This window comes from Ensifer sp. Root31 (assembly GCF_001424825.1).
Lineage (GTDB): Bacteria > Pseudomonadota > Alphaproteobacteria > Rhizobiales > Rhizobiaceae > Ensifer > Ensifer canadensis.
Genome location: NZ_LMCO01000045.1, coordinates 53,326 through 78,975, shown reverse-complemented (window position 1 = coordinate 78,975; position 25,650 = coordinate 53,326). Strand labels below are relative to the sequence as shown.

Annotated in this window: 19 protein-coding genes; 10 read left to right on the top strand and 9 right to left on the bottom strand. The window is 62.9% G+C overall.

The window, feature by feature from the left end; translation table 11 throughout:
• Nucleotides 1-91 precede the first annotated feature (91 nt).
• Nucleotides 92-856 carry a DeoR/GlpR family DNA-binding transcription regulator gene (locus ASD00_RS29445; RefSeq protein ID WP_025425039.1) on the bottom strand — a complete coding sequence of 255 codons (765 nt, stop codon included), beginning with the start codon at nt 854-856 and terminating at the stop codon, nt 92-94.
• Between the two features lie 173 nt (nt 857-1,029).
• On the opposite strand from ASD00_RS29445, the gene ASD00_RS29440 reads away from it, so the two are divergent.
• The 7 genes from ASD00_RS29440 to ASD00_RS29410 all read left to right on the top strand — a co-directional run bounded on the left by ASD00_RS29440 (nt 1,030) and on the right by ASD00_RS29410 (nt 8,880).
• Nucleotides 1,030-1,797, top strand: coding sequence for an SDR family oxidoreductase (locus ASD00_RS29440; protein ID WP_025425038.1), 768 nt, complete (start codon nt 1,030-1,032; stop codon nt 1,795-1,797).
• Between the two features lie 10 nt (nt 1,798-1,807).
• Complete coding sequence (locus tag ASD00_RS29435) at nt 1,808-2,704, top strand: LysR family transcriptional regulator (protein WP_025425037.1); 897 nt, start codon at nt 1,808-1,810, stop codon at nt 2,702-2,704.
• Between the two features lie 172 nt (nt 2,705-2,876).
• Nucleotides 2,877-3,356: a formate dehydrogenase subunit gamma gene (locus ASD00_RS29430; protein ID WP_025425036.1), complete on the top strand. Its 480-nt coding sequence runs from the start codon at nt 2,877-2,879 to the stop codon at nt 3,354-3,356.
• Nucleotides 3,353-4,909 (top strand): NADH-quinone oxidoreductase subunit NuoF, encoded by a 1,557-nt coding sequence (locus ASD00_RS29425; protein ID WP_057210830.1) that lies wholly within the window; start codon nt 3,353-3,355, stop codon nt 4,907-4,909. The genes ASD00_RS29430 and ASD00_RS29425 overlap by 4 nt, the downstream gene beginning before the upstream one ends.
• 11 nt (nt 4,910-4,920) lie before the next feature.
• Nucleotides 4,921-7,800 (top strand): formate dehydrogenase subunit alpha, encoded by a 2,880-nt coding sequence (gene fdhF, locus ASD00_RS29420; protein WP_057210827.1) that lies wholly within the window; start codon nt 4,921-4,923, stop codon nt 7,798-7,800.
• A gap of 35 nt (nt 7,801-7,835) precedes the next feature.
• On the top strand, nt 7,836-8,660 hold the full coding sequence (gene fdhD / locus ASD00_RS29415; protein ID WP_225906371.1) for a formate dehydrogenase accessory sulfurtransferase FdhD: 825 nt from the start codon (nt 7,836-7,838) through the stop codon (nt 8,658-8,660).
• Entirely contained in the window at nt 8,650-8,880 is a 231-nt protein-coding gene (locus tag ASD00_RS29410) for a formate dehydrogenase subunit delta (RefSeq protein ID WP_025425032.1), read from the top strand. Before fdhD ends, ASD00_RS29410 begins: the two co-directional genes overlap by 11 nt.
• Nucleotides 8,881-9,054: 174 nt before the next feature.
• On the opposite strand, the gene ASD00_RS29405 is transcribed toward ASD00_RS29410, so the two are convergent.
• The 4 genes from ASD00_RS29405 to rocF form a co-directional block, all read right to left on the bottom strand.
• Nucleotides 9,055-10,839, bottom strand: coding sequence for a PAS domain-containing methyl-accepting chemotaxis protein (locus tag ASD00_RS29405; protein ID WP_025425031.1), 1,785 nt, complete (start codon nt 10,837-10,839; stop codon nt 9,055-9,057).
• 448 nt (nt 10,840-11,287) lie between these two features.
• Nucleotides 11,288-11,767, bottom strand: a complete 480-nt coding sequence (locus ASD00_RS29400; protein ID WP_025425030.1) for a chemotaxis protein CheW — start codon at nt 11,765-11,767, stop codon at nt 11,288-11,290.
• A 431-nt stretch (nt 11,768-12,198) separates the two neighbouring features.
• Nucleotides 12,199-13,404: an ornithine--oxo-acid transaminase gene (gene rocD, locus ASD00_RS29395; protein WP_025425029.1), complete on the bottom strand. Its 1,206-nt coding sequence runs from the start codon at nt 13,402-13,404 to the stop codon at nt 12,199-12,201.
• Between the two features lie 24 nt (nt 13,405-13,428).
• Nucleotides 13,429-14,352 (bottom strand): arginase, encoded by a 924-nt coding sequence (rocF, locus tag ASD00_RS29390; RefSeq protein ID WP_025425028.1) that lies wholly within the window; start codon nt 14,350-14,352, stop codon nt 13,429-13,431.
• A gap of 141 nt (nt 14,353-14,493) precedes the next feature.
• On the opposite strand from rocF, the gene ASD00_RS29385 reads away from it, so the two are divergent.
• Together ASD00_RS29385 and ASD00_RS29380 are read left to right on the top strand one after the other, a co-directional pair.
• A complete protein-coding gene (locus tag ASD00_RS29385; protein WP_025425027.1) occupies nt 14,494-14,928 on the top strand; it encodes an Lrp/AsnC family transcriptional regulator in 435 nt (144 codons plus the stop codon).
• 115 nt (nt 14,929-15,043) lie between these two features.
• The gene (locus tag ASD00_RS29380) at nt 15,044-15,541 is read left to right on the top strand and encodes a VOC family protein (protein ID WP_025425026.1); all 498 of its coding nucleotides are present in this window, start codon (nt 15,044-15,046) and stop codon (nt 15,539-15,541) included.
• Between the two features lie 37 nt (nt 15,542-15,578).
• Here ASD00_RS29380 and ASD00_RS29375 read toward each other — a convergent pair whose 3' ends face one another.
• Entirely contained in the window at nt 15,579-16,370 is a 792-nt protein-coding gene (locus ASD00_RS29375) for an APH(3') family aminoglycoside O-phosphotransferase (RefSeq protein WP_025425025.1), read from the bottom strand.
• A 301-nt stretch (nt 16,371-16,671) separates the two neighbouring features.
• Between ASD00_RS29375 and ASD00_RS29370 the strand changes: the two genes are divergently transcribed.
• Nucleotides 16,672-17,757 carry a MerR family transcriptional regulator gene (locus ASD00_RS29370; protein ID WP_025425024.1) on the top strand — a complete coding sequence of 362 codons (1,086 nt, stop codon included), beginning with the start codon at nt 16,672-16,674 and terminating at the stop codon, nt 17,755-17,757.
• A gap of 141 nt (nt 17,758-17,898) precedes the next feature.
• On the opposite strand, the gene ASD00_RS29365 is transcribed toward ASD00_RS29370, so the two are convergent.
• The 3 genes from ASD00_RS29365 to ASD00_RS29355 all read right to left on the bottom strand — a co-directional run bounded on the left by ASD00_RS29365 (nt 17,899) and on the right by ASD00_RS29355 (nt 25,609).
• A complete protein-coding gene (locus tag ASD00_RS29365; RefSeq protein ID WP_057210825.1) occupies nt 17,899-22,074 on the bottom strand; it encodes a translocation/assembly module TamB domain-containing protein in 4,176 nt (1,391 codons plus the stop codon).
• Between the two features lie 113 nt (nt 22,075-22,187).
• Nucleotides 22,188-24,101 (bottom strand): autotransporter assembly complex family protein, encoded by a 1,914-nt coding sequence (locus ASD00_RS29360; RefSeq protein ID WP_025425022.1) that lies wholly within the window; start codon nt 24,099-24,101, stop codon nt 22,188-22,190.
• A gap of 278 nt (nt 24,102-24,379) precedes the next feature.
• Complete coding sequence (locus ASD00_RS29355) at nt 24,380-25,609, bottom strand: MFS transporter (RefSeq protein WP_025425021.1); 1,230 nt, start codon at nt 25,607-25,609, stop codon at nt 24,380-24,382.
• Between the last annotated feature and the right edge of the window lie 41 nt (nt 25,610-25,650).

Here is a 25,650-nt window from a genome sequence, read left to right as displayed (position 1 = left end):
GCAGTCGCGAAAGCGAAATCAGTTAAAGCGAAAAGATATCGAATGTCAAACGAATGTTGTTCGAATCTCAGGACAGTCTAAAAAACGATCTTCAAGCCTCGGTTTCGATCAGGCGAACGTCCTGCTCTGCGCAGATTTTCCGCACGTTATCAATGAGACAGCGATCGGTGATGAAGGTCTGAACCTGGGAGATATGGCCGATGCGGACCGGGGCCGTTCTTTCGAATTTTGTCGAGTCGGAAACGAGGATGACATGGCGGGCATTGGCGATGATCGCCTGGGCGACTTTCACTTCGCGAAAATCGAAATCGAGCAGCGCGCCGTCATGGTCGATGGCCGAGGCGCCGATGACGGCGAAGTCGACCTTGAACTGCTTGATGAAATCGACCGCAGCCTCGCCGACGATACCGCCGTCGGAGCCGCGAACGACGCCGCCGGTGATAACCACCTCGATCGAGGGAAAGACGCGCAAGTGGTTGGCGACGTTGATATTGTTGGTGATGACCATCAATTCCTTGTGGTCGAGAAGTGCTTCGCCGACCGCTTCCGTCGTCGTGCCGATGTTGATGAACAGCGAGGCGTTGTCGGGGATGAGGGCGGCGGCCGCCCTGCCGATCGCCTGCTTCTCCGGTGCGGCGATCTGGCGGCGGGCATCGTATTTGACGTTTTCCTTGCCGCTCGGGAAGATCGCGCCGCCGTGAATCCGGTTCAGGATCTTGGCGTCGCAGAGGTCGTTCAGGTCCTTGCGGATGGTTTGCGGCGTCACCGAAAAGCGCTGCGCCAGCTCCTCGACGAGCACGCGTCCTTCGTTCTTCGCCAGTTCCAGGATTTCCGCCTGCCGCCCCGTCAGATACATTCCGAAACCTCCCGTTTTCGTTTTTTTTCATAATATGCAAAAACGAAAGCTGTGCAATTTCAGAAATCGGCGTTTGTCGCGAATCTGCTTTCGTCGTCGGCTATGTCGATTGCGCGCGTTGCAATCGCCTCGGCGATAGGCGACTTTGGCAATGACGGGAAGAGGGAAAAGACATGTTTCATCCGGCCTTGTTCAAGGGCATGAATGTGGTGGTGACCGGTGGCGGACGCGGCATCGGCCTTGAGGTGGCGCGCCAGTTCCTCGATTGCGGCGCGCGTGTCTTCGTGCATGCCGGGCGATCGGTCGGGGAACTGCCGGATTTTCTGGAGACGGCAGCGACCGAGGGCCGGGCGCATGTGGCTGCAGCCGACTTCCTGGCGGATGGCGGCGTCGAGGCTTTGGCGGAGGCGATCCGCAGCCGATTCGACAGCGTCGATATCCTTGTCAACAATGCCGGCACGATGGTTGGCCGCTTTCCGGCGGCGGAACTGACGGACGAACAGTATCGCACCGTCGTTCAGCTCAACCAGACCTCGGTGGTCGAGATGACACGCGCCATGTTGCCGCTTCTTCGCAAAGGCACGCATCCGGCGATCGTCAACACCGTGTCGATTTCGGCGCTGACCGGCGGCAGCGCCGGCTCCTCGATCTATTCGGCAACCAAGGCGTTCGTCTCCACCTATTCCAAGGCGCTGGCGCGCGAACTGGCCCCGGAAGGCATAAGGGTCAATTGCGTTTCGCCCGGCACCATCACGACAGAGTTTCACGAGCGTTACTCGTCGCCGGAGAAACTGGAGGCAACGCGCAAGACAATCCCGATCGGCAGGCTCGGAACCGCCGAAGACTGCGCGCCGGCCTATCTCTTCCTCGCCTCCCATGCGCTTGCCGGCTACATCACGGGCCAAGTGCTGGAGGTCAACGGCGGCCAGTTGATCGCTTGAGACACGTGTGATGATCGACAAGCTGGAAATGTTCCTGGTGCTCGCTCGCGAAAGGCACTTCGGCCGGGCGGCGCTTGAATGCGGCGTGACGCAACCGACGTTGTCGGCGGCAATCCGCCAGCTGGAAGAACAGCTCGGCGTCATGCTCGTCAGCCGCGGTTCGCGTTTTCAGGGGCTGACCCCGGAGGGGCAGCGGGTGCTGGAATGGGCGCGGCGCATCGTCGGCGATGCCCGCACGATGCGCGAGGAAATGCGCGCGGCGCGCAAGGGGCTCTCCGGGCATATCAGGCTGGCGGCGATCCCGACGACGCTTGCCATGGTGCCGATGATCACCGCGCCGTTTCAGGAGAAGCATCCGGATGTGACGTTCTCGGTGCTGTCGACCACCTCGTTGCAGATCCTGGCGCTGCTCGAAAACCTCGAGATCGATGCCGGACTGACCTATCTGGAGAACGAGCCGCTCGGGCGCGTGACCAGCGTTCCGCTGCAGATCGAGCGATATCACCTCGTGACGGCCACCGGAACGCCGCTTTCCGATCGCGAAACCGTGACGTGGAAGGAGGTTAGCAACGTTCGGCTTTGTCTATTGACCGCCGATATGCAGAACCGCCGCATCGTCAACCAGCATCTTTCCGAGGCCGGCGTCGTCGCTGAGCCGACGCTCGAATCAAACTCGATGATCGTGCTTTTCTCCCATGTGCGCACCGGTCGCTGGGCGAGCATCATGCCGTTTAACGTCGCGAAATCATTCGGCTTTCACGATGATATCAAGATGATTCCGATCGTCGAACCGGATGCCCGCCACACCGTTGGCCTGGTTGCGACCCATCGTGAACCATTCACGCCGCTGGTATCGGCGCTTTTGCACGAAGCGCGCATTCTCGGCGAACGAAATCAGGTTCAATAGATTTTTTCTATCAATCAACGAAACAGCCTTATTGACCCTTCCGGCCAGAAGGGCGAAGCTTTTCACTCTTGGGCAAGGGCGTGGAGGAAACGGCCTTCCCAGAAGATGCCAATTCGAGCTGGGCGAGGTCCGTACAAGGGGCGCTGCAGCCGCGAGCCGGGAGGGCTCCTGAGTGAATATTCACCAGCCGCGTGGCGATGTGCCCGGACGCACGCTTGCGATCGTCGAGGAACTGAAGGGGCTCGAAGGGCCGCTGCTGCCGATCCTGCATGAGATCCAGCACGAGTTCGGATATGTGCCGCAGGACTGTCTGCCTGTCATCGCGCGGGAGCTCAACCTGTCGCGCGCCGAAGTCTACGGCGTCTTTTCCTTCTATCACGATTTTCGCGAGCACCCGGCCGGTCGTCATGTGTTGAAGCTCTGTCGCGCCGAAGCCTGCCAGTCGATGGGCGGCGATGCGCTTGCGGAACGCGCCAAGCACCTGCTCGGCATCGACTTCCACGAGACGACACCCGACGGCGCGGTGACGCTCGAGCCGGTCTACTGTCTCGGGCTCTGTTCCTGCGCACCCTCCGCGATGCTCGACGGAGAGGTGCATGCCCGGGTCGATGCCGACGATCTCGAAGCTCTCGTCGCGGAGGCGCGCCGATGACAACAAAGATCTACATTCCCCGTGATGCCGCAGCATTGGCGCTGGGCGCCGACAAGGTTGCAAAGGCGATGGAGGACGCGGTCGCCGCGCGCGGCCTCGACGTTGCCATTGTGCGCAACGGTTCGCGCGGACTGCACTGGCTGGAGCCGCTGGTCGAGGTGGAAACCTCGGAGGGGCGCGTCGCCTATGGGCCGGTGAAGGCCCGTGATGTTGTCTCTCTGCTTGATGCCGGGCTTGTTGCCGGCGGCGATCACGCGCTCTGTCTCGGGAAGACCGAGGATATTCCGTTCCTGAAGCAGCAGACACGGCTGACGTTTGCGCGCTGTGGCGTCATCGATCCGCTGTCGCTCGACGATTACCGCTCGCATGGCGGTCTTCGCGGACTTGAGAACGCCATCGCCATGGAGCCGATGGCAATCGTTGCCCAGGTGACCGACAGTGGTCTTCGCGGTCGCGGCGGCGCCGGCTTTCCGACCGGGATCAAGTGGAAGACCGTGCTCGAAGCCGCTGGCGCACGCAAATACATCGTCTGCAACGCCGACGAGGGCGACAGCGGCACCTTTGCCGACCGGATGATCATGGAGGGCGATCCCTTCGTGCTGATCGAAGGCATGGCGATATCAGGGCTCGCGGCCGGTGCGACCAAGGGCTTCATCTACACGAGGTCCGAATATCCGCATGCGATCGCGACGATGGCTAAGGCGATCGAGATCGCGCGTGCCGCTGGCGTGCTCGGGCCATCGGTGCTCGGCTCCGGCCGGGCGTTCGACATGGAGGTGCGCACCGGCGCCGGCGCCTATGTCTGCGGCGAGGAAACGGCGCTCCTGAACAGCCTCGAGGGCAAGCGCGGCATCGTGCGCGCCAAGCCGCCGTTGCCGGCACACAAGGGCCTGTTCGACTGTCCGACCGTCATCAACAACGTCATCTCGCTCGCCTCCGTTCCTGTCATCATGGACAAGGGTGCTGTCTTCTACCGCGACTTCGGCATGGGCCGTTCGCGCGGCACGATCCCGATCCAGATCGCTGGCAACGTCAAGCATCCCGGCCTATTCGAAACCGCCTTCGGCCTGGCGCTCGGCGAGATCATCGATCATATCGGCGGCGGCACGGCGAGCGGCCGTCGGGTCAAGGCGGTGCAGGTGGGCGGCCCGCTCGGCGCCTATTTCCCGCGCGCGCTGTTCGACACGCCGTTCGACTATGAAGCCTTTGCCGCAAGGGACGGTTTGATCGGCCATGCCGGCATCGTCGTCTTCGACGATACCGCCGACATGCTGAAACAGGCGCGTTTCGCCATGGAATTCTGCGCCATCGAGAGCTGCGGGAAGTGCACGCCCTGTCGCATCGGCTCGACCCGCGGCGTCGAGGTGGCCGACAAGATCGCCGCCGGCATCGAGCCGGAGAAGAACCGCGAATTGCTCTCCGATCTCTGCAACACCATGAAGTTCGGCTCGCTCTGCGCGCTCGGCGGGTTCACGCCCTATCCCGTCGTCAGCGCCATGACGCATTTTCCGGATGATTTTAAACCGGCTCCGCTTGTCGAAGCGGCGGAGTGAGGAGGAAGACCATGTCTCTCATTCATGAAATCGACTATGGAACGCCGGCCTCCCGCTCCGAAACCATGGTGACGCTGACTATCGACGGCCGTGAGGTGACGGTGCCCGAGGGCACGTCGATCATGCGGGCGGCGATGGATGCCGGCATCGAGGTGCCGAAGCTCTGCGCCTCCGACATGATGGACGCCTTCGGGTCGTGCCGGCTCTGTCTCGTCGAGATCAAGGGCCGGGCCGGCATGCCCGCCTCCTGCACCACGCCAGTGGCGCCGGGGCTCGAAGTGTCGACCCAGACGCCGCGGCTGAAGGACGTTCGCCGCGGGGTGATGGAACTCTATATTTCCGACCATCCGCTCGACTGTCTGACCTGTGCCGCCAATGGCGACTGCGAGCTGCAGGACATGGCCGGCGCAGTCGGCCTTCGCGATGTTCGCTACGGCTATGAGGGTGACAATCACGTCAAGGCGCGCAACAACGGCGGCATCAACGCCAAATGGCAGCCGAAGGACGAATCCAACCCCTACTTCACCTTTGATCCGGCGAAATGCATCGTCTGCTCGCGCTGCGTGCGCGCCTGCGAGGAAGTGCAGGGCACGTTCGCGCTGACGATCGGCGGCCGTGGTTTCGACAGCCGCGTTTCCGCAGGCATGGCCGAAGACTTCATGTCGTCGGAATGCGTCTCCTGCGGCGCCTGCGTCCAGGCCTGCCCGACGGCGACGCTGACGGAAAAGTCGGTGATTGAGATCGGCCAGCCGGAGCATTCCGTCGTCACCACCTGCGCCTATTGCGGCGTCGGCTGCTCGTTCAAGGCGGAGATGCGCGGCGAGGAACTGGTGCGCATGGTGCCGTGGAAGGACGGCCAGGCGAACCGCGGCCATTCCTGCGTCAAGGGCCGGTTTGCCTATGGCTACTCGAACCATGGGGATCGCATCCTCAACCCGATGATCCGCGAAAAGATCTCCGATCCCTGGCGCGAAGTGACCTGGGAGCAGGCCTATGCGCATGTGGCCGCGGAGTTCCGGCGCATCCAGTATCAGTATGGCCGCGATTCGGTCGGCGGCATCACCTCGTCGCGCTGCACCAACGAAGAGACCTATCTGGTGCAGAAGCTGGTGCGCGCCGGTTTCGGCAACAACAATGTCGACACCTGCGCCCGCGTCTGCCACTCGCCGACCGGCTACGGCCTCGGCCAGGCCTTCGGCACCTCGGCCGGCACGCAGAACTTCGATTCGGTCGAGTTCACCGACGTTGCGGTGATCATCGGCGCCAACCCGACGGACGGCCATCCAGTCTTTGCTTCGCGGCTGAAGAAGCGTTTGCGTGAGGGCGCAAAGCTGATCGTCATCGATCCGCGCCGCACCGATATCGTGCGCTCGCCGCATATCGAAGCATCCTATCACCTGCCTCTGCAGCCCGGCACCAACGTTGCCATTCTGACGTCGCTGGCGCATGTCATCGTTACGGAGGGCCTCGCCAACGAGGCCTTCATCCGCGAACGCTGCGACTGGTCGGAATATGAGGACTGGGCAGCCTTCGTCGCTGAGCCCTATCACAGCCCGGAAGCGACCGAGGCCTATACCGGCGTCCCTGCCGAACTGGTGCGTGGGGCGGCACGGCTCTATGCCACCGGCGGCAACGGCGCGATCTATTACGGCCTCGGCGTCACCGAACACAGCCAGGGCTCGACCACCGTCATGGCGATCGCCAACCTCGCGATGGTCACCGGCAATATCGGCCGGCCGGGCGTCGGCGTTAACCCGCTGCGCGGCCAGAACAATGTACAGGGCTCCTGCGACATGGGCTCGTTCCCGCACGAGCTGCCGGGTTACCGCCACGTCTCCGACGATGCAACGCGCGAGACCTTCGAGAAGCTCTGGGGTGTCGAGATTTCCAACGAGCCGGGTCTGCGCATCCCGAACATGCTCGACGCCGCGGTCGACGGCACCTTCAAGGGCATCTACATCCAGGGCGAGGACATCCTGCAGTCCGACCCGGATACCAAGCATGTGGCCGCCGGCCTTGCGGCGATGGAGTGCGTCGTCGTGCACGACCTCTTCCTCAACGAGACGGCCAACTACGCTCATGTGTTCCTGCCGGGCTCGACCTTCCTCGAGAAGGACGGCACCTTCACCAATGCCGAGCGCCGCATCAACCGCGTGCGCAAGGTGATGACGCCGAAGAACGGCTATGCCGACTGGGAAGTGACGCAGAAGCTGGCGCAGGCCATGGGTCTCAACTGGAGCTATCGCCACCCCTCCGAAATCATGGACGAGATCGCCGCGACGACGCCGAGCTTTGCGCTCGTCTCCTACGACTATCTGGACAAGATGGGTTCCGTGCAGTGGCCCTGCAATGAGAAACACCCGGAGGGCTCGCCGATCATGCATGTCGACGGCTTCGTACGCGGCAAGGGCAAATTCATCCGCACCGAATATGTCGCGACGGACGAGCGCACCGGTCCGCGCTTCCCGCTGCTTCTGACCACCGGCCGCATTCTCAGCCAGTATAATGTCGGCGCCCAGACGCGGCGCACCGACAATGTCGTCTGGCATGCGGAGGACCGGCTGGAAATCCACCCGCACGACGCCGAGCAACGGGGCATCCGCGATGGCGACTGGATCAGGCTTGCCAGCCGCGCCGGCGAGACGACCTTGCGCTCGCAGATCACCGATCGGGTGGCACCCGGTGTCGTCTACACCACCTTCCACCACCCGACGACGCAGGCAAACGTCATCACCACCGACTTCTCCGACTGGGCGACCAATTGCCCGGAATACAAGGTGACGGCGGTTCAGGTGATGCCGTCCAACGGGCCGTCGGACTGGCAGCAGGATTATGACGAGCAGGCGCGGCAGTCACGCCGGATCGCCGGCAAGCTGGAGGCTGCGGAGTAGCCTCCATGTCCGGGCCATCAATGCCGAAATTCCAGATGTCGAAGACCGTGCCGGAAGCCGCCCGTCGCAATGGGGCCTTGCGGGACGGGTCCCGTGTGGTCCCGGAGGAGACGCCGGTGGCCTTCACCTTTGGCGGTTCGACCCATGCGGTGATGATGGCCACCCCCGGGAACCTCGAGGACTTCGCCGTCGGCTTCAGCCTGACCGAGGGTATCATCACCGAGCCCGGCCAGATCGAAGCGGTCGAGGCGATGGCCGACGAGGTTGCCGGCAACCTCGGCATCGACCTGCAGATCACGCTCAAGGACAAGCAGAACGACATGCTGCGCCTGCGCCGCCGCCATATGGCCGGCCCTGTCGGCTGCGGTCTCTGCGGCATCGAATCGATCGAGCAGGCGGTGCGGCCGACGCCCGACGTTTCGGCATCGACGCTTCGTCTGTCGCAGGAAGACGTGGTCAAGGCGGTCGCGCTGCTCAACGGTCAGCAGCCGCTGCATTTCGAAACGCGCGCCGTGCACGGCGCCGCATTCTATGTGCCGGGCAAGGGATTGATCGCGGTGCGCGAGGACGTCGGCCGTCACAATGCGCTGGACAAGCTCGTCGGCGCGGCAGCGCGTGCCGGCTTCCGCGGCTGCGACGGCGCCGTCATCGTTACCAGCCGCGTTTCTGTCGAGATGGTGCAGAAGACCGCTGTCGTCGGCAGCCCAGTCATCATCGCGATCTCGGCGCCGACGGCGCTGGCGATCCGCACGGCGCAAGCGGCGGGCATGACGTTGATCGCGCTGGTGCGCGGCGACGAATTCGAAATCTTCACCCATGCCGAACGCATCAAGTCCGGAGCCGTCGCCGATGTCGCATGACACCAATGCCAAGCTGATCTACATGGCGAACCAGATCGCCACCTTCTTCAAGAGCCAGCCGCAGGACGAAGCCGCTGAGGGCGTTGCGACGCATATCAACAAGTTCTGGGAGCCGCGCATGCGGCGACAGCTGTTCCGGCATATCGATGGCGGCGGCGAGGGTCTGAGCCCGTTGGTGCTTGAAGCGGCGTCGAAGATCAAGCGCCCGGAAGCGGCCTGAGGATCTTGATTGTCAGCTTGTTTGCGGAACCGCCTGACGATGTCGAACACTGGAGAGCGGCTGTCGATCGGTACTCGCCATGCGGCGATGGCGCGATCCCATAGAGTTTTTAGGGAAGGCGGCGACCGGTCGCCACCTTCCCTCATTCCTGAGCGCGGGGTGCAGGGATTGCGCTCAGAAATTCTGCCATCCGTCGTTCAATGGTGCGCCGGCGAGCGCTTGTCTTTGTCCGCCGCGCATGGCGCGGGCGGTGGCGTTCAGTCGTGTTGCCTGCTGTCGTTCCTCGGCGTGACGCTGCATCTCGAACGGCGCCGTGTCCTGGCCGATGCGGAACTGGCGTAGCAGGGCGTGGAGGGCTTCGGCTTCCCGCGACATGTTGTGGCTTGCGGCCGTGCTTTCCTCGACCATCGCTGCATTCTGCTGGGTTGCCTGATCCATCGAATTGACCGCCTGGTTGATCTCCTTCAACCCCGTCGACTGCTCGCGTGCGGCCTCGACAATGGCCGAAACGTTGAGATTGATCTCCTGGACCTGGACCAGAATTTCCTCGAGCGCCGCCCCCGTCTGTCCGACAAGCGATACGCCGTTCTTGACGTGGTCGCTGGAGGCGGTGATCAGCGCCTTGATCTCCTTGGCGGCCTGGGCCGAGCGCTGGGCGAGTTCGCGCACTTCCTGGGCGACGACAGCAAAGCCCTTGCCGGCTTCACCGGCACGTGCCGCCTCGACGCCGGCATTGAGCGCCAGGAGGTTGGTCTGGAAGGCGATGTCGTCGATGACGCCGATGATGTTGGAGATCTCGCGTGACGATTGCTCGATCTGATCCATCGCTCCGATCGCGTTCTTGACGACGTTGCCGGAGCGTTCGGCGCCCGCCTTGGTCTTGGCGACCAGTCCGCCCGCTTCTTCGGCGCGACGGCTGGAATCGACGACTGTCGTGGTGATCTCGTCGAGGGCGGCTGCGGTTTCCTCCACAGAGGCCGCCTGCTGCTCCGTGCGTTTGGAAAGATCGTCGGCGGCCGAGCGGATCTCGCGGGCGCCGGAAGCGATGGCGTTGGCATTGTCGCCAACAGTCTGCATCGCCCGACAAAGCCGATCGATCGCGCCATTGAAATCGGTACGCACCGTTTCCATGCTGGGAACGAAGGGTGTCGGCAGGCTGTGAGTGAGGTCGCCCTCGGCAAGCGCCTGCAGGCCGAGGCCGAGCGCCTTGATTGCGCCCATGCGCTCGCTGACGTCGGTCGCGAACTTGACGACCTTGTAGACCTTGCCGCTCGGATCGCGGATCGGATTATAGGCCGCCTGGATCCAGATCTCCTTGCCGGCCTTGCCGTAACGGACAAACTCGTTGGAGATGAACTCGCCGGCGGCCAGCTTCTTCCAGAATTCGGCATACTCAGTGCCGCGCACATAGCTGGGTTCGCAGAACATGCTGTGATGCCTGCCCTGAATTTCCTGAAGGCTGTAACCGAGTGCGTTGCAGAAGTTCTCGTTGGCCATGAGGATTTCGCCCCCGGGGGTGAATTCGATCACCGCCTGCGATCTCGATATGGCATCGAGTTTGCCGCCATCCTCGTTGGCCTTGATCTTGGCCGCTGTGATGTCGCTTGCGAATTTTACGACCTTGTAGGGCTTGCCGTTGTGAAACACCGGATTGTAGGTCGCCTGGATCCAGATTTCGCGGCCGCCCTTGGCAACGCGCTTGTAGGCATTGGCGTCAAACTCGCCGCGTCCGAGCCGCGCCCAGAAGTCGCGATATTCCTGGGTCTGGACATAATCCGGCGCGCAGAACATGCGGTGGTGCTGGCCGACGATCTCCTGCAGGTTGTAGCCAAGTGCCTGGCAGAAGTTTTCGTTGGCCGTCAAAATTTTTCCCGTGAGATCGAACTGGATCATGGCCTGCGACTTTGAAAGCGCGGCGACGATCTGGCGTGAATCCAGACTCTGCCCGAAAGAGAACATGATTACCCTCTGGTTTGGTTCTTGTTGTTTCAAACCGGAAAGCCGGATCATTGTTGCTTGTGCTGTCGACAGGGCGTGCGGGGCCAAGAGCGGCGCAGACTCCGGGGACAAGGACAAATGCCGGCTTGCCGAAAATTGTCTGGTCCGTCGTCGCCGGCCCAAACGGGGTCAGCGTTTTCGTGCTTCGAGGGGGGAGTTCGAACTCGTGGGCGTTCATGCCCATGACGTCTTGCTTATACAATCTAGATTAGTGGCAGGCTTATTAAGCAGCTGTTAAAATAGCAAACATCAAATTTTAGTTGTGAAAACTCGTATGCTGTTTCTAGGTTGAATTAGCAACTCATCGTTTACGAATCATGGGTGGCGCCACGGGGCCACGCCGCCCGAACGCAAAAAGGCCGCCTTGCCCAGGGCAAAGCGGGCCTTGATGCGACGCAGAATCTGTTGTTTAGGCGGCCATTTCCTCGACTTCGCGTTCCTTGAACATGCGAGCGAGGTTGAGGAAGCAGATCATGCCGTTCTCGTTGGCGATGATGCCTTCGGCAAAGCTCTTGTCGAAGGATGCGGTGACTTCGGGAACCGGTTGCACCTGGTTGCCCTGGACCGTGAGGATGTCGGAGACACGGTCGACGACGAGACCGATCACCATGTTGTGCACTTCGGCGACGACGATGGCGCTGCGCTCATTGGCCGTGGTCGATTTCATGCCGAGCTTGTGGGCAAGGTCGATGATCGGGATCACGGTGCCGCGCAGGTTCATCACGCCGATGACCTCGGGTGGCGAATGCGGAATGGGGGTCGAGGGGGCCCAGCCGCGGATCTCGCGGATCGTGGTGGTCTTGACGCAGAATTCCTGATCGTGGAGGCGGAACGCGATGATTTCCAGCGTCTCGCCGTCGAAACCAGCCGTCCTGAGTGTGCTTGTCATCGAAGGTCCTTCCAGCTTTCCGGTCGACGCCTTAAGGCGCGCGACACCGCCAAACTCGTTACATCTCCGTGCGGTGCGGTCGCGGCTGGCGCGGCCATTGAGCCGATGGGGAGAGTTTTCAAAAGTCCGCCGACGACATCCGGCGGGGCGCAGCTGCATCATGCGCGGAGGAACCGCTTTGCGCTTTGGGAAGGGACTATAGGCCGGGATTCGTTAAGACTTGCTTTTGCAAGTGCTAATACCAACCTGTGCCGATATTGGCCTCCAGCCTGCGTCGATCCTCACCGGACGCTGGGTCCGGTTCCGGTTTTCTCCTTGCCGGAAACCAAAATCGCTCCGGCGCAATAGGCCAGTATCGGCGCAGGTTGGTAGTAAGACATTGCGCCCCGGTCGAAGCCGGGGCGCAATGGAACACAAAGAATGTCAGGGGATCAAGCGGAAGCGAGAACCTTGGCGAACTGTTCCACCGCCCAATCGACCTGTTCGGCGGTGATCACCAGCGGCGGCGCGATGCGGATCGTGTCGCCATGGGTGTCCTTGGCAAGGATCCCGAGCTGCTTCAGCGCTTCGCAATATTTGCGGGCGCCACCGGCTTCCGGCACCAGCTCGACCGCCAGCATCAGTCCGCGGCCGCGAACTTCCTTGATGATGTTCGAACGGATGTCGGTCAGGCCCTTCTGGAAGCGGTCGCCCATGCGCGCCGAGTTCTCGATCATGCCTTCCTCGGTCAGGGCCCTCAGCGCCGCGCGGGCGATGGCACAGGCAAGCGGATTGCCGCCGAAGGTCGAGCCGTGCTGGCCGGGCTTAAGCACGCCGAGCACTTCCGAGTTCGAAAGCACGGCCGAGACCGGGTAGAAACCACCCGAAAGCGCCTTGCCGATCAGCGTCACATCGGCTTCGATGCCCTCGTGTTCTTCAGCCAGCAGCTTGCCGGTGCGGCCGAGGCCGGTCTGAATCTCGTCCAGGATCAGCGTGATGCCGTGTTTGGTGCAAAGCTCGCGCACTGCCGGGAAATAGCCGGAGGTGGGAACCAGAACACCTGCTTCGCCCTGGATCGGTTCGACCAGGAAGGCGACGGTGTTCTCGTTGATCGCGGCGCGGAAGGCGTCGATGTCGCCGAAGGGGACGACCTTGAAGCCCGGCGCAAACGGGCCGAAGCCGGTGCGGGCGTCCGGATCGGTCGAGAAGCCGACGATGCCCATCGTGCGGCCATGGAAATTGTTGGAGCAGACGATGATCTCCGCTTTGTTTTCCGCGACACCCTTGACCTCGTAGCCCCACTTGCGCACCGCCTTGACGGCGGTCTCGACGGCTTCTGCGCCCGAGTTCATCGGCAGCACCTTGTGCGAACCGGTGAGTGCTGCGATCTCTTCATAGAAATGCGCCAGCTGGTCGTTGCGGAAGGCGCGGGAGGTGAGCGTCAGCTTCTGCGCCTGCTCCATCATCGCCTGGAAGATCTTCGGGTGGCAGTGGCCCTGGTTGACGGCGGAATAGGCCGACAGGCAGTCGAGGTAGCGGTTGCCTTCCATGTCCCAGACATAGACGCCTTCGCCGCGTGAAAGCACAACGTCGAGCGGTTTATAGTTGTGTGCGCCGAGCCGGTATTCGGTTTCGATCAGGTCTGCCGTGGTGTTCATCCGTCGTCCTCCGTTGTTTCTATTTCAGGCGCTGCGGGTCGGGCGGTCAAGGACACGGCGGCCGAAAAGGCTCGCGGTCAGCTCGACCAGGACACGCGCGCTCTTGCCGCGATCGTCGAGGAACGGATTAAGTTCTACGACGTCGAGCGAGGACACGAGATCGCTCTCCCAGAGCATTTCCATGATCAGGTGGGCTTCGCGGAAGGTGGCGCCGCCCGGAACGGTGGTGCCGACGCCCGGTGCCAGCTCGGGATCCATGAAGTCGACGTCGAGGCTGACATGCAGGAGGCCGTTGGCCGAGCGCACTTCATCGAGGATATGACGCATGATGTGCGCCATGCCGAGCTCGTCGACCGCACGCATGTCGTAGACACGCACGCCATGTTCGGCGATCTCTTCGCGTTCGCGGTCGTCGACCGAGCGGATGCCGACCTGGAAGACCTTGGTCGGATCGACCATAGGCCGGTCCGCAGGCAGGATCGGGGCAAACTCGGCCTTGCCGCAGTAGAAGGCGACCGGCATGCCATGCATGTTGCCCGACGGCGAGGTTGCCGGGGAGTTGAAGTCGGCATGGGCGTCGAGCCAGAGCACGAACAGCGGTCGGCCGACTTCGGCGGCGTAACGCGCCATGCCGGAAACGCTGCCCATCGAAAGCGCGTGGTCGCCGCCCAGAATGATCGGGAAATGGCCCTTGCGAACGGTGTCATGGACCGAATCGTGCAGCGCGCGGGCGAAGGCGGCGACGATCTGCAGGTTGTTGGCGCCGGGGTGGTTGGCGAGGTCGCGTGCCGGCAGCGGCTTGACGTCGCCTTCATCGTAAACCGTGTGGCCGAGTTCGCGCAGAACGGTGTCGATACCGGCGATACGAAGTGCCGTGGGGCCCATGGCCGCGCCGCGTCGTCCAGAACCTTCCTCGATGGGTGCGCCGATCAGCGTGATGGTCGTCATATCCGCCCTGTTCCTTCTGTCATGATTCCCGTGGATGGCGCGGATTATCCTCAAAACGCGTGACAGCAAAAAGATGGAAAACTGTCGATTGGAAAGGTAAGATCGACAGATTGCTAAGTCCGATTTTGCAAAGTGAGAGATATGGACGACCTTGATCAGGCGCTGATCAGTGCCCTGCGCCAAAATGCCCGTCTGCCTGTTTCGACCCTTTCGGCGCGGACCGGCGTATCGCGCGCAACCGTTGCAGCACGCATCGACCGGCTGGTCGCCAACGGGACGATCGCCGCCTTTACCATTCGCACGGGACAGGAAATCCCGGCCTCCGGCGTGCGGGCCGTGGTGATGATCGAGGTCCACGGCAAGATGGCCGACCGGGTCGCCGGGCAGTTGCGCGGTCTGCCACAGGTGAGGGCGCTGCACAGCACCAACGGCCGCTGGGACTTCATCGCCGAGCTTGAGGACAGGGACCTGGTGTCGTTCGACGAGACGCTGAGGCGGATCCGGCTGATCGACGGCATTACCGTGACGGAGACGAACATCCTGTTGAAGACCAGCAAGCTGACGGGCGCATTTTAGTGCCTTCTTTCCGCGTGGAGGGCGAGGGTCGAAAGTTGCGTTTTTGCGCCAGTCGTTCTTGATTTGTTCTCGTTTTTGTATATGATGTGCGCCTCACCCGAGATTGGAGGATGTCATGGTCATCAATGGCGGCAGGCTGGCCGATCGGCAGATCTGTGTGAAGCTATTTGTCCGGCATGGCGACGAGGATCGCGCCATTGCCTTTTATCGTGATGTGCTGGGTGCCGAACTGGTGCAACGGCATGAATGGCCGAGCGGGATTTTAACCAGCGCCGATCTCAGGATCGGCGAATCCGTCTTCCGGATCGCCGGTGCCAATCCGCGGCGGGACGCGGAGCCGAAACTAGGCGGGCCGAGATCGCCGCATGCGCTCGGCACGACGGCGGTCATTCTCGAACTGCATGTGAAGGATGTCGACCGGGTCATCGGCCGGGCGATCGGGGCGGGTGCCGCCCTCAGAAACCCGGCGGAGACGCTGTCGACCGGAGACCGCGTCGGTGCCTTCATCGACCCGTTCGGCCATATCTGGGCGTTGTTCAACGCCCTGGAAGACATCGACCTCGGCGATGCCGATATCGTCGATCTCAATATCGAGGCCCGCGACGCCGCATAAGGCGGCGCGGGCCATCCTGCGCTTGCTTTCCCCGAGGTCAGAAGAACTCGTCGAGAAGGCAATAGAAGCCGAGTTTTTCGGGATCGGCACGACGGATGCCGTAGAGATCGAGAAACGGCTGAACCCATTCCTCCCCGAGATTGTAGGCAATGCTGCGGCAGGTCAGCGCCAGATCCTGATAGGGGTCGGCGACGCCCAGACGGCTGCAATCGATGAAACCGGCGAAGCGGCCATCCCTGACGATGATGTTTGGAAGGCAGGCGTCGCCATGGGTGACGACCGGCTCTCCCTCCTGAGGGATGCGCGCCTGAAGCTCGACGAAGAGTTCGTCGGCGGTCTTGCCGAGGCGCTCGTCGTCGAAGTCGGTCTCATCGACCAGGTCCGCTTCTGCACGCAGCCTGGCGATCGCGACACGCGCACCAATCCGGTGATCGAACGGGCAGGCATCGACATCGAGCGCATGCATGCGGCGTAGCGCTTCGGCGAGCAGAACAACCTGCTCCGAGGCGGCAAGGGTGCTTGAGGCGAGGTCGATGCCTTCGACCGCCTCCATCAGCAGCCAGTTCTTTTGCGCGTACACGTCGCGGGCGACGACGCGCGGACAGGGCATTCCCTGCTTGCCCAGCCATTCGAGCCGCTCGGCCTCATCGACAAGCTCGTCAAAGGGACCGGCCTCTTCGACCTTGAGAACGAGGGGCGGGCGGTCTTTTGCGTCGAACAGGAAGACGCTGGAGTCTGACTGGCCGAGGCTATCCTTTCGGCAGTCATAACCTGCGAGCAGCGGTGCCAGGGTGGGCGGAAGATCGATATCGAGAAGCTGGAGAGACAAAAAACCACCTGAAAATACGGGTTGTTCCGAAATTGCGGCCTACAGCGCCGCGCGTCTTTTTCGACGTACAAAGGTCGCTGTGGCACTATGAACCGTTGCATGTTTTTAGCCTTAAATCGGATACGATTTAGGGAAACATGCAATTTGCGCGAGAGGGCAGGTAGGGACGGAATTGTGCAAAATCCATGGCGACCCGACCCAAGCGCGAGCATCCTCCGCGAAATCTTGATTCTACCCACACCAAATATCGCTTGAGCCGAACCTAAGGTCATACCTTAGAAGATAGTTCCAGGAGGCTCCCATGAGCGACAAGCGAAACCATGATCCCCTTTTGTCCGCCGCCGAATGTGCCGATCGTCTCGGCCTAACCGTGCGGGCGCTGCGTGTCTACGAGGATCGTGGGCTGATCGCACCGCGCCGGACGGAAAAGAACTGGCGGCTCTATGGCGCTGCGGAAATCGCCCGGCTGACCGAGATCCTCGCATTGAAGCGTCTCGGCCTGAGCCTGACCCGGATCACCGTGTTGCTGGCGGGCGCCGCGCCGGATCTCGGCCAGACACTGACGATCCAGCAATCCGCGCTCGTCGATCTGCGTGATCGGGTCGAGCACAGCCTGTCGCTGATCGGCGCGGCGCTGCAGAAAATATCGAGCGGTCGGGCCGTCTCTATCAGCGAACTCATCACTCTTGCCAAGGAGACCAGGATGACCGACCTATCGCCGGATACCGTCGCGTGGCGACGTTATGAGCAGGCACGGCCTCGAACCGAGGTTCGTTTCGATCCCGAAAAACACGGCTCTGTTGTGGGCGACTTCCAGTTCGAGGCCGGCGATGTGCTCAGCGTCACCCGCCGCGAGGGCGGACTGATGGCGCAGTTGACCGGGCAGAATGCGCTCGAAATCTATCCCGAAGCGGATGACCTGTTCTTCTATCGCATCGTCCAGGCGCAACTCTCTTTCACCCGCAACGAGCAAGGTGAGGTGGAAGGCGTAGTGCTGCATCAGGGCGGCTACGAACAGGCGGCGAAACGCATCGACGAGACGAAGGCGCGTGCCGTTGCCGACGACCTGGAGAAGCGCGTGAAGGATAAGATCCCGTTTCCCGACAGTGAGGCATTGCTTCGCCGCGTCATCGCCGAGCACCAGCGCGGCGAGCCCGACTACGAAGGCATGACGCCGCCGCTCGCAGCGGTGGCGCGCGAGCAGGCGCCCCTCGCCAAAGCCGAACTCGACCGCCTGGGGTCACTGCAGAGCGTGGCGTTCAAGGGCGTGCTGCAAGAAGGTTGGGATGTCTATGACGTGCGCTTCGAAAAGGGAACGCTGGAATGCGGGCTGATGCTTGCCCCCGGCGGCAAGCTCAGTGGCATCTATTTTCGCCCGGGGCTGTGACGGACGACTGATCCGTCCCGGCCGTCCGAAGACGGAAGACGACAAAGAATACGCCCGCGGATCGTTAGCGACCCGCGGGCGTATTCTTTGTGGCGAAGGTAGGCACGCCGTCAGTCAAAACGGTATTGATGACGCGCCGCCTCAATATTCCTTTTCGAAGAAGATGCCGCCCGATGCGGAGCCGTCACCGCCGGCCGCACCCTTCAGCTTGACGCCCTTGCCGACATCGAGATTGATCACGGCCTTGCTGGAGCCTGAATCCGAGCCTTGCTGCAGCTCGATATAGGTGCGGTCGTTAAGATACTTGCCGGCGCGCACCGAGGCGCCGCCGTTCTCGTCGGTGGTGACGTCGAGATCGTCGACGCCGAGCTTGTTGCGCAGACCGTCGAGCAGCGAGGTCGAGCCACCGCCCGCCAGCTGGCTGACGGCAGAGGCAAGCTGAGCAATCTGGAAGGCCGAGAGGTTGGACAGCGAGCGGTTGAAGATCAGCTGCGCCAAAATTTCGTCCTGGGGCAGGGCTGGCGACGACGAGAAGGTGATCTGCGGATTGTTGGCAAGGCCTGTGACGCTGACGGTGATGGTCGTCGCGCCGGCGGTCGATGTCGCCTTGAGATTGAGTGTCGGGATCAGGTCGCCACCGAAGCCGATGGTGCCATCGGTAAAGGTCAGGCGTTTGCCGAGGATTTCCAAACGGCCGCGGCGCATCTCGAAACCGCCCGAAATGGTCGGCTGCACGGCCGTGCCGCGGATCGTCAGGTCGCCGCCGAGTTCGGCATCGATGCCGCGGCCGCGCACGAAGACCTGATTGGCCGTGACGCCAAGGTTGAAGGCGATGACGCCGCTGGCATTGGCGCCTGCCGGCTTCTCGTCCTTGCGGATGTCCCTGGCCATCCGCTTGACCTTGGCCGGCGCATTCTTGTGCTTGATGTCGATAGCCGAGAGCGAGGTCGGCAGTTTCTCGGGAATGGTAATTGCTGCCTTGCGGATCGTCACCTTGCCGCCGAGTGTCGGGGTGGCGACCAGCGGACCTGTCAAGGTCATCTCGCCGGCAAGCTGCGCAGTGAACAGCGTGCCGTCGACATAGGTGGCGTTGTTGAGCCTGATGATCAGGTTGGCCGGAAAGCCGGAGCTGGGTACGGTGCCGACCGTGCCGGTGACCTCGACCGAGCCGCCGGTCGCGAGGTTGGCGGAAAGCTTGGAGATCGTCGCCTGCTTGCCGTCGAGCGCCACGTTGGCCGTCAGGTTGTTGAGCGCGAGGTTGCGCCGGACGTCGACAAGGCGTCCGCCTGAGGTGGTGATCGTGCCGGCAATCTGCGGTGCCTTGGCCGAGCCGGAAATCGAAAGGTCGACGGAGGCCTGGCCCGTGAGCGTGAAGCCCTGCTGGGCCATCAGGTTGGCAACGAGCGCGAAGGGCACATTGCCGTTGAACTTCATGGCGATCGGCATGTTGCCGCCGATATCGACATTGCCGCCGCCCTTGAATGCGAGGCCGCCGGCGCCGGAGAGCGTGGTGTCGAGCGTCACGCGGTTGTTGGCAAACTTGCCATTGGCCGAGATGTCGAAGGCACCGACGCCGGCGGTGCGCGCGGCTGCCAGCGAGGCGCCGGACCATTTGAGGTTATAGGCGACGACCGGCGCTGCCGCCGTTCCGCCGACATCGACGGTGCCGCCGATTGCCCCTTCCGCGCCGAGGCCCGGTGCGAAGGCATTGACCAGGGCTGCCGGCAGGGCGTTCAGCTTTGCGGTAATATCGAGCTTTTGGCCGGCGGTGCCGCTGACCGCGATCGTGCCTTTCGATGCCTGGATCGTGAGCGCATTCAGGCGCACGGTGCCCTTCTCGATCGCGATCACGGTCGGCGCCGCGAGCTTTAGTGCAATCTGTTTCGGCGTCGCGCCGAAGGAGGAAAGACGGATTTCCGTGCGCCCGTTCGAACTCGTCAGGTCGCCCCTCGCCGTCAAAGGCCCGCCGTCATACTTGCCGTCGATGGCAAAGCCTGTCTTGCCGGCCTGCTGGGTGAAGTCGAGGCTCAATCCGGAAACCCGGTTGGCCCCCTGGGCAATTGTCTCTGCCCGGACGCTGCCCTTGATCGCCAGTGCCGAAAGGTCGGCAATGGTGATGTCGGCCGTCGGCTTGGCGATCGTCAGGTCATCGCGCTTGATGCCGCTGCCGCCGGCCTTGAGCACGATGGAGGTGATGCCGTTGGCCGTCCGGATCGCCGCCGATCCAGAGAGATCTCCGGACGCCTTCTGGCCGGCCATGGCGGCAAGCAGCCCAAGGTCCGGAAGATTGAAATCGACAGTGCCGTCGGGTTTGAAGTCGGGGGTGAAGTTGATGGCGCCGTTGAGCGTGTTCTCGCCGATCTTGGCTTCGAGCACCGGGATCGATGTGCGACCGTCCTTCGAGACGACGTCGGCACGCACGTCGATCGGTTGACCGTCGAGCGCACCGGTTGCCGTCAGCTTGGCCTGCGGGCTGCTCTGGTTTGCGGTGGCGTCGGCCTTGATGGTCAGGTCGCTGAGCGTGCGACCGGCGAGCGTCGCGCCGCTCGAGGACAGTTCCGCCTTGATGCCGAGTTCGGCGAGCGGTCCGGTCACAGCGGCGGTGAAGTCGGCCTTGCCCTTGGCGTCGGCGAGCAGCTTGCCGAGATCCGGCAGGACACCTTTAAGATCCGCCGTCAGATTGCCTTCAGCGAGCGCCACGGAGCCGGCAGCCTCGATCGTCCCGGATTTGAGATCGATGTTTTCGACGGTGACGCTGCCGTTGGCGCCGGTCTTGATGCTCCCGGCAAGCGCAATCGTGCCGTCGAATTTTGCAGCGGCAGCGGGCGGCAGGGCGCCTGGGACCGTGAAGAGCTTGAAGGTCGCGGCAACCGTATTGGTTTCGCGCGAGAAGGCGCCTTCGACGGTGCCGCCAACGCCGGGGCTTTCCAGCGTCACCGGCGCAAAGGTGATGCTGTCCTTGGCAACAGTGATGTCGCCGACGATCTTCATCGGCGCCTGGACCAGCCGGACGAGATCGGCATTGTCGAAGCCGACCTGGCCGACCTCGACCGTCGTCTTGATCGGACCCGACTGTGTCGCCAGGTTGAAGCCATCGCTCGCAGCCGACAGCTTGATGGCGCCGAGGGCCACGTCCGGCAGTGCGACAGAGGCGACGTCGGCGGCCGCGTCAAGGATTGCCGATTGGGCATCGCCGATCAGCGACAGATTAACGGTATTGATCAGGACGCGGGCCTCGCCCTTTTCCAGTGGCCAGCGGAAATCGATGGCGCCATTGGTACCGGCGAGCCTTGCCTGCAGATTGTTCTCGCCCTTGCTGTCGAAGGTGCCGAAGGCGGCGAAGGCAAGCGCGCCGGTCGCCACGTGCCCCTTGTCGACGCGCACCATGCCCTTGCCGTCGAAGGCAGCAGCAAGATCGATGCTGGTCTGGCCCTCGAACATCGGGCGCAAGGCCGGCGGCATCAGCGAGCCGAAGCCGCCGCCGCCGGAAAGCGTCAGCCGATGCATGCCATCGGTAGACTGGACGTGACGGCCGTCTAGCTTGAGGATCTCGGTGCCGTCAAGCGCAGCCGTCCCGGCGCCGGCCCAGTCCGAAAGCGGTCCTTCGCCGGTTACCTTGATGTTGACGGCGGGTTCGTTCGGCAGGCGCAGGAGCTTCGCCAGAACGCCGTTGGCGGGCTCATTGACGGTCGCTTCAAGTTTCAGTTCGTTGCCGGCCGGATTGAAGACGATGTCGGCAACGGCACGGGCCTCGGGCCGGTCGCGCTGGGCCGCCGTTATGGCGAGCGCGATGCTCTCGTTGGTGGCGTTTACCTTGCCGCTCGCCGTCAGGAACTGGTCCTCGCCGGCGATTGCCTTGCCGATGACGATTTCCTTGAGGTCGATCGCATCGATCTTGACGTCGACCGGAAGCGCGAAGGTCGAGCGCACTTCCTTGGTTTCGGTCGAAGGCACCGGCAGGCGCTCGACGCGGATGGAGCCTGCCGAAATCGCCGCGGCGTCGAAGCGGAAGGACAAGAGGGCCGCGGGCGACCAGTTGAGCGAGAGATCGCGAACCTCCGCATAGATGCCCTCGCCATCGAACAGCGTCACGCTGCCGGCGGTGAACTGGCCGGTCAGAAGCGGGCTCGGGTCGGCAATCCGCACGATCTGGTCCGGGGTCGCCGCATATTTCTCGATCGCCCAGGCGACAAGGCGGGCGCCGGGAGTCGTGAAGCCGACGAAGGCGACGAGGAGAAGAGCTGCGACCGCAAGCGCGCCAAGCACATAAAGGCAATAGCGCAGCGTCGCGCGAAGGAAGCGGACGACGTGATTCATGATCTACCCATAACGCAACTTGTGTCGCTGCGGAATCTTTGCAGGCAGAAACTCCGGGCGCTCGTGCGAAATTTGCCGGCTGCGGCGCAGAAATCGGCTGGAACCGGCGCGGATCAGAAGGATTGGCCGATACCGGCATAGATGCCGTAGCTGGTGCCGCCGGGATATTTGTTGAGCGGCATCGCCACATCGAGACGGATCGGTCCGAACGGCGTCTGATAGCGAAGGCCGATGCCGGCGCCGGCGCGAATGTCGGAGAAATCGGGCGTGGTGCTGGCAGACACGGTGCCGGCGTCGATGAAGGGCACGATGCCGATCGTGTCGGTGATGGCGATGCGCGCCTCGACCGAAGTGTTGACATAGGAGCGTCCGCCGGTCTCGTCGTTGTTGCTGTTGCGCGGGCTGATCTCCTGGTAGGAATAACCGCGCACCGAGCCGCCTCCGCCAAGATAGAAGCGGCGGTTTGCCGGTATGTCGGCAAGGCCGTCGCCGCCGACCAGAACGCCCGCACCGATCCTGCCGGCAAGAACGAAACGCTTCTCGTCGCCGAGCGCTTGGTAACCCGATGCCGCTGCTTCGAAGGACGAGAAGAAGGTCTGGCCCTTGATCTCGTAGCTTGGTTTGGCGTTGACCAACGCCCGGTAGCCCTCGGTCGCGTTCAGCTTGTCATCGCGGGTGTCGCGCACATATTCGAGCGGAATGGCAGCTGTCAGGTAGGAATTGGAGCCGAAGGCGTCGTCGATATTCGCCCAGCTCAGCTCGCCGCCACCGGAAAAGGTGTCGGTCGGCGACAGTTCGAATGTGGCGCCGGCCGCACCGGTCAGGATCTTGGCGCGATAGGCATCGGGATCCTGGATGTTGGCCTTGAGGCTTGCGGTGAAGGTCGAGGCCGGACCGAAGGCGCCGGGCTTGGCAAAGAGGATGCCCGCGGAATAGTCGAGCTTATCGAGTTCCTGGGTCTCGCCGATACGGTCGATCGAGCCCTCGACACGCAGCGATTCCGCACGGCCGAACAGATTGCGGTGTCCCCAGTAGCCGGAAAGCCCGAGACCGTCCGTGGTCGAGACCTGGGCGCCGAAGCCGAAATACTTGTGCTTGCCCTCGGACACCTCGATCTTCATCGGGATCGAGCCGTCGGGCGAAAGCGTGTTGGCTTCCTTGATGGTCACGCTCGAGAACACGCCGAGTTGACGCAGCCGCTCGGACGCCTTGCGGATGTCCTCGGGCGAATAGGGGCGGCCCTCGTTGAGCCGCGAATAATCGCGAACAAACCCCGGATCGACGGTCTTGGTTCCGGAAACGCTGACTTCGCCAACGGGCGCCACCGGCCCGCTTTCGGCTGATATCACCACGTCGACGGTCGAATCTGCATGATCGGCAACGACGCTGCGCTCGGTCAGCTTGGCAAGCGGCCGTCCCTGCTCGCGCAGATCGTTGACGACCTTTTCGCCGGCCTTGATGATCCGCGTCGAATCCGCCCGGGTTCCGAGCGCGAGATCGTAGTCGGCGGGATTGAGGCCGGCGGCGTCGCCTTCGAACTTGACCGAGCCTAGCGAAAACACCGGGCCCGGCGTCACCCTGACGGTGACGGGTATGGCCTTGCCGTCAGGGAAAGATGGATCGGGTGGCAGGCTGTCGATGTCCTGACCATTGATCTGGATTGCGACGGTGCCGCCGTATCGGGCCTTCTCATAGAGTGCCGCCAGCAGGCGGTCGCGGTCGTCGCGGGCGCGGATCGCAAGGCCAAGGTTGCCTGAAACCGGTTTTTCCTGGCCCTGGACCAGCTGCGAGCTGTTCTCAAGCGCCTCTTTCAATTCCTTGTCGTCGGTACCGGCGTCGAAGGTGAGGGTGTAGTTGACGGGGTCGATGACCTGGGCCGCGTCCTCGTCACCCTCGAAAAACTTCATGCCGAAGATCTTGAACGCATAGGCCTTGGTGACGGACATCGGGCCGAGCGCGCACGAGGCGGCAACGGCGAGCGCAGTCGCTGCCTTCCAGTACGCAATACTCGACCGTGGTGGGGACATTCGCTTCCGCATCCCGTCTTAAGGCGACCCAATACAAACTGCCTTCATGCGGCGGGGTCACTATTGCATGCCTAAGGTTTTCCATCTGTTAACGATGACGGCCGGCCGCATCCACCCCTGAGGCCCAGATTCCGGGTCGATTTCCCTGAAAAAGAGCCGGAATGTTGTCAACGCAGCACAAAAACCGGGCGCCGCCGCCACAACGTCGGCGGTGGCTCCGTGCTCGGGATTGCCGTTTGCGGGGTGTCAGATGGTCGCGCTGATGCGGTTGAATGGGGTCAAGCCGGTTCGGGCAGGCCCTGCAAACGGGGAACCTGGGAGGCGATGATCACCAGGAACTGGATGAGGAACCCGGTCGCCGCGACCACGAGGCAAGCCTTGACGCCGAAGTGGGTGGCGACGAGAGCGCCGAGCGCCGCGCCGATCGGCCTTGCGCCGAATGTCGCCGTGGTAATGAAGGCTGAAACCCGCCCCAGCATCGCGTTTGGGGTGATGGCCTGCCTGAGCGTGAGGGTGGCGATCGACCAGAGAATCGGCCCCGCACCGAAGAGAAAGAAGCTCACTCCCGCAAGCGCGCCGAGGGGGAACCAGACCGTCAGCAGCATGACGACGGCGGCGAGCAGACCACCGAGCGGACCGAGCGCGATCATGACGCCGAAGGGGATACGGCGCGCAAGTGTCGGGGCGGCATAGGCTCCGATCATCATTCCGGCTCCATAGATGCCGAGCGTGACACCGACGCCCGTTGCCGTCAGTCCGAGTGTGCGGACAGCATAGGCGACATAGACCGCCTGCAGCACGAACCAGGATGTGTTGAACACGACCGCGGTGACAAGTATCGGCCGCAGGAGTGCATGGCCGGCAAGGAAGCGTGCGCCTTCGATCAGGTCATCAAGCAGATTGCGTTGCGGCCCGGCCGCTTGCTCCTGTTCGCGAAGGCCGGCGAGCAGCACGACGGCGAGAAGGGAGAGCGTGGTGGCCGCAACATAGGCGAGCGAGGCACCGGTCCAGGCGATGATTGCTCCGCCGATTGCCGGACCACCGGAATAGGCGAGGCTGCGGGCAAGCTCCAGCCAGCGATTGGCGTCGGCGAGCTGCGTGCGCGGAACGATGGCCGGGATCAATGCCGGGGCGGCGACACTGTAGCAGACCGTTCCGATTGCGCCGACAAAACCCATGATCGCCAGAAGCGGCAGGGTGAGCATACCGCTCGCAATCAAAAGCAGAGTGGCGACCAGGGAGAGGGCACGCAGCATTTCCGAGAAGACCATTAGCATTCGCCGCGAGGCGCGGTCGACGAGCAGGCCGGCCGGAATGGAGAGCAGCAGAAACGGCAGCGTCTGGGCCATCTGCAGCCAGCCCGATTCCGCGGGGCCAGCCGAAAGCAGAAGGACTGCCGCAAGCGGTGCTGCGGCCAAGGCGATTTGCTCGGAGAATTGCGCAAACAGGTTGGACCAGGCGATGTGTTTGAAAGCTGGCGGCAAGGTAGTTGCAGGCGGTTTCAGCATGGAGTGGGCCTCGATCAAGCTATTTCGAGGCAGCTGACAGG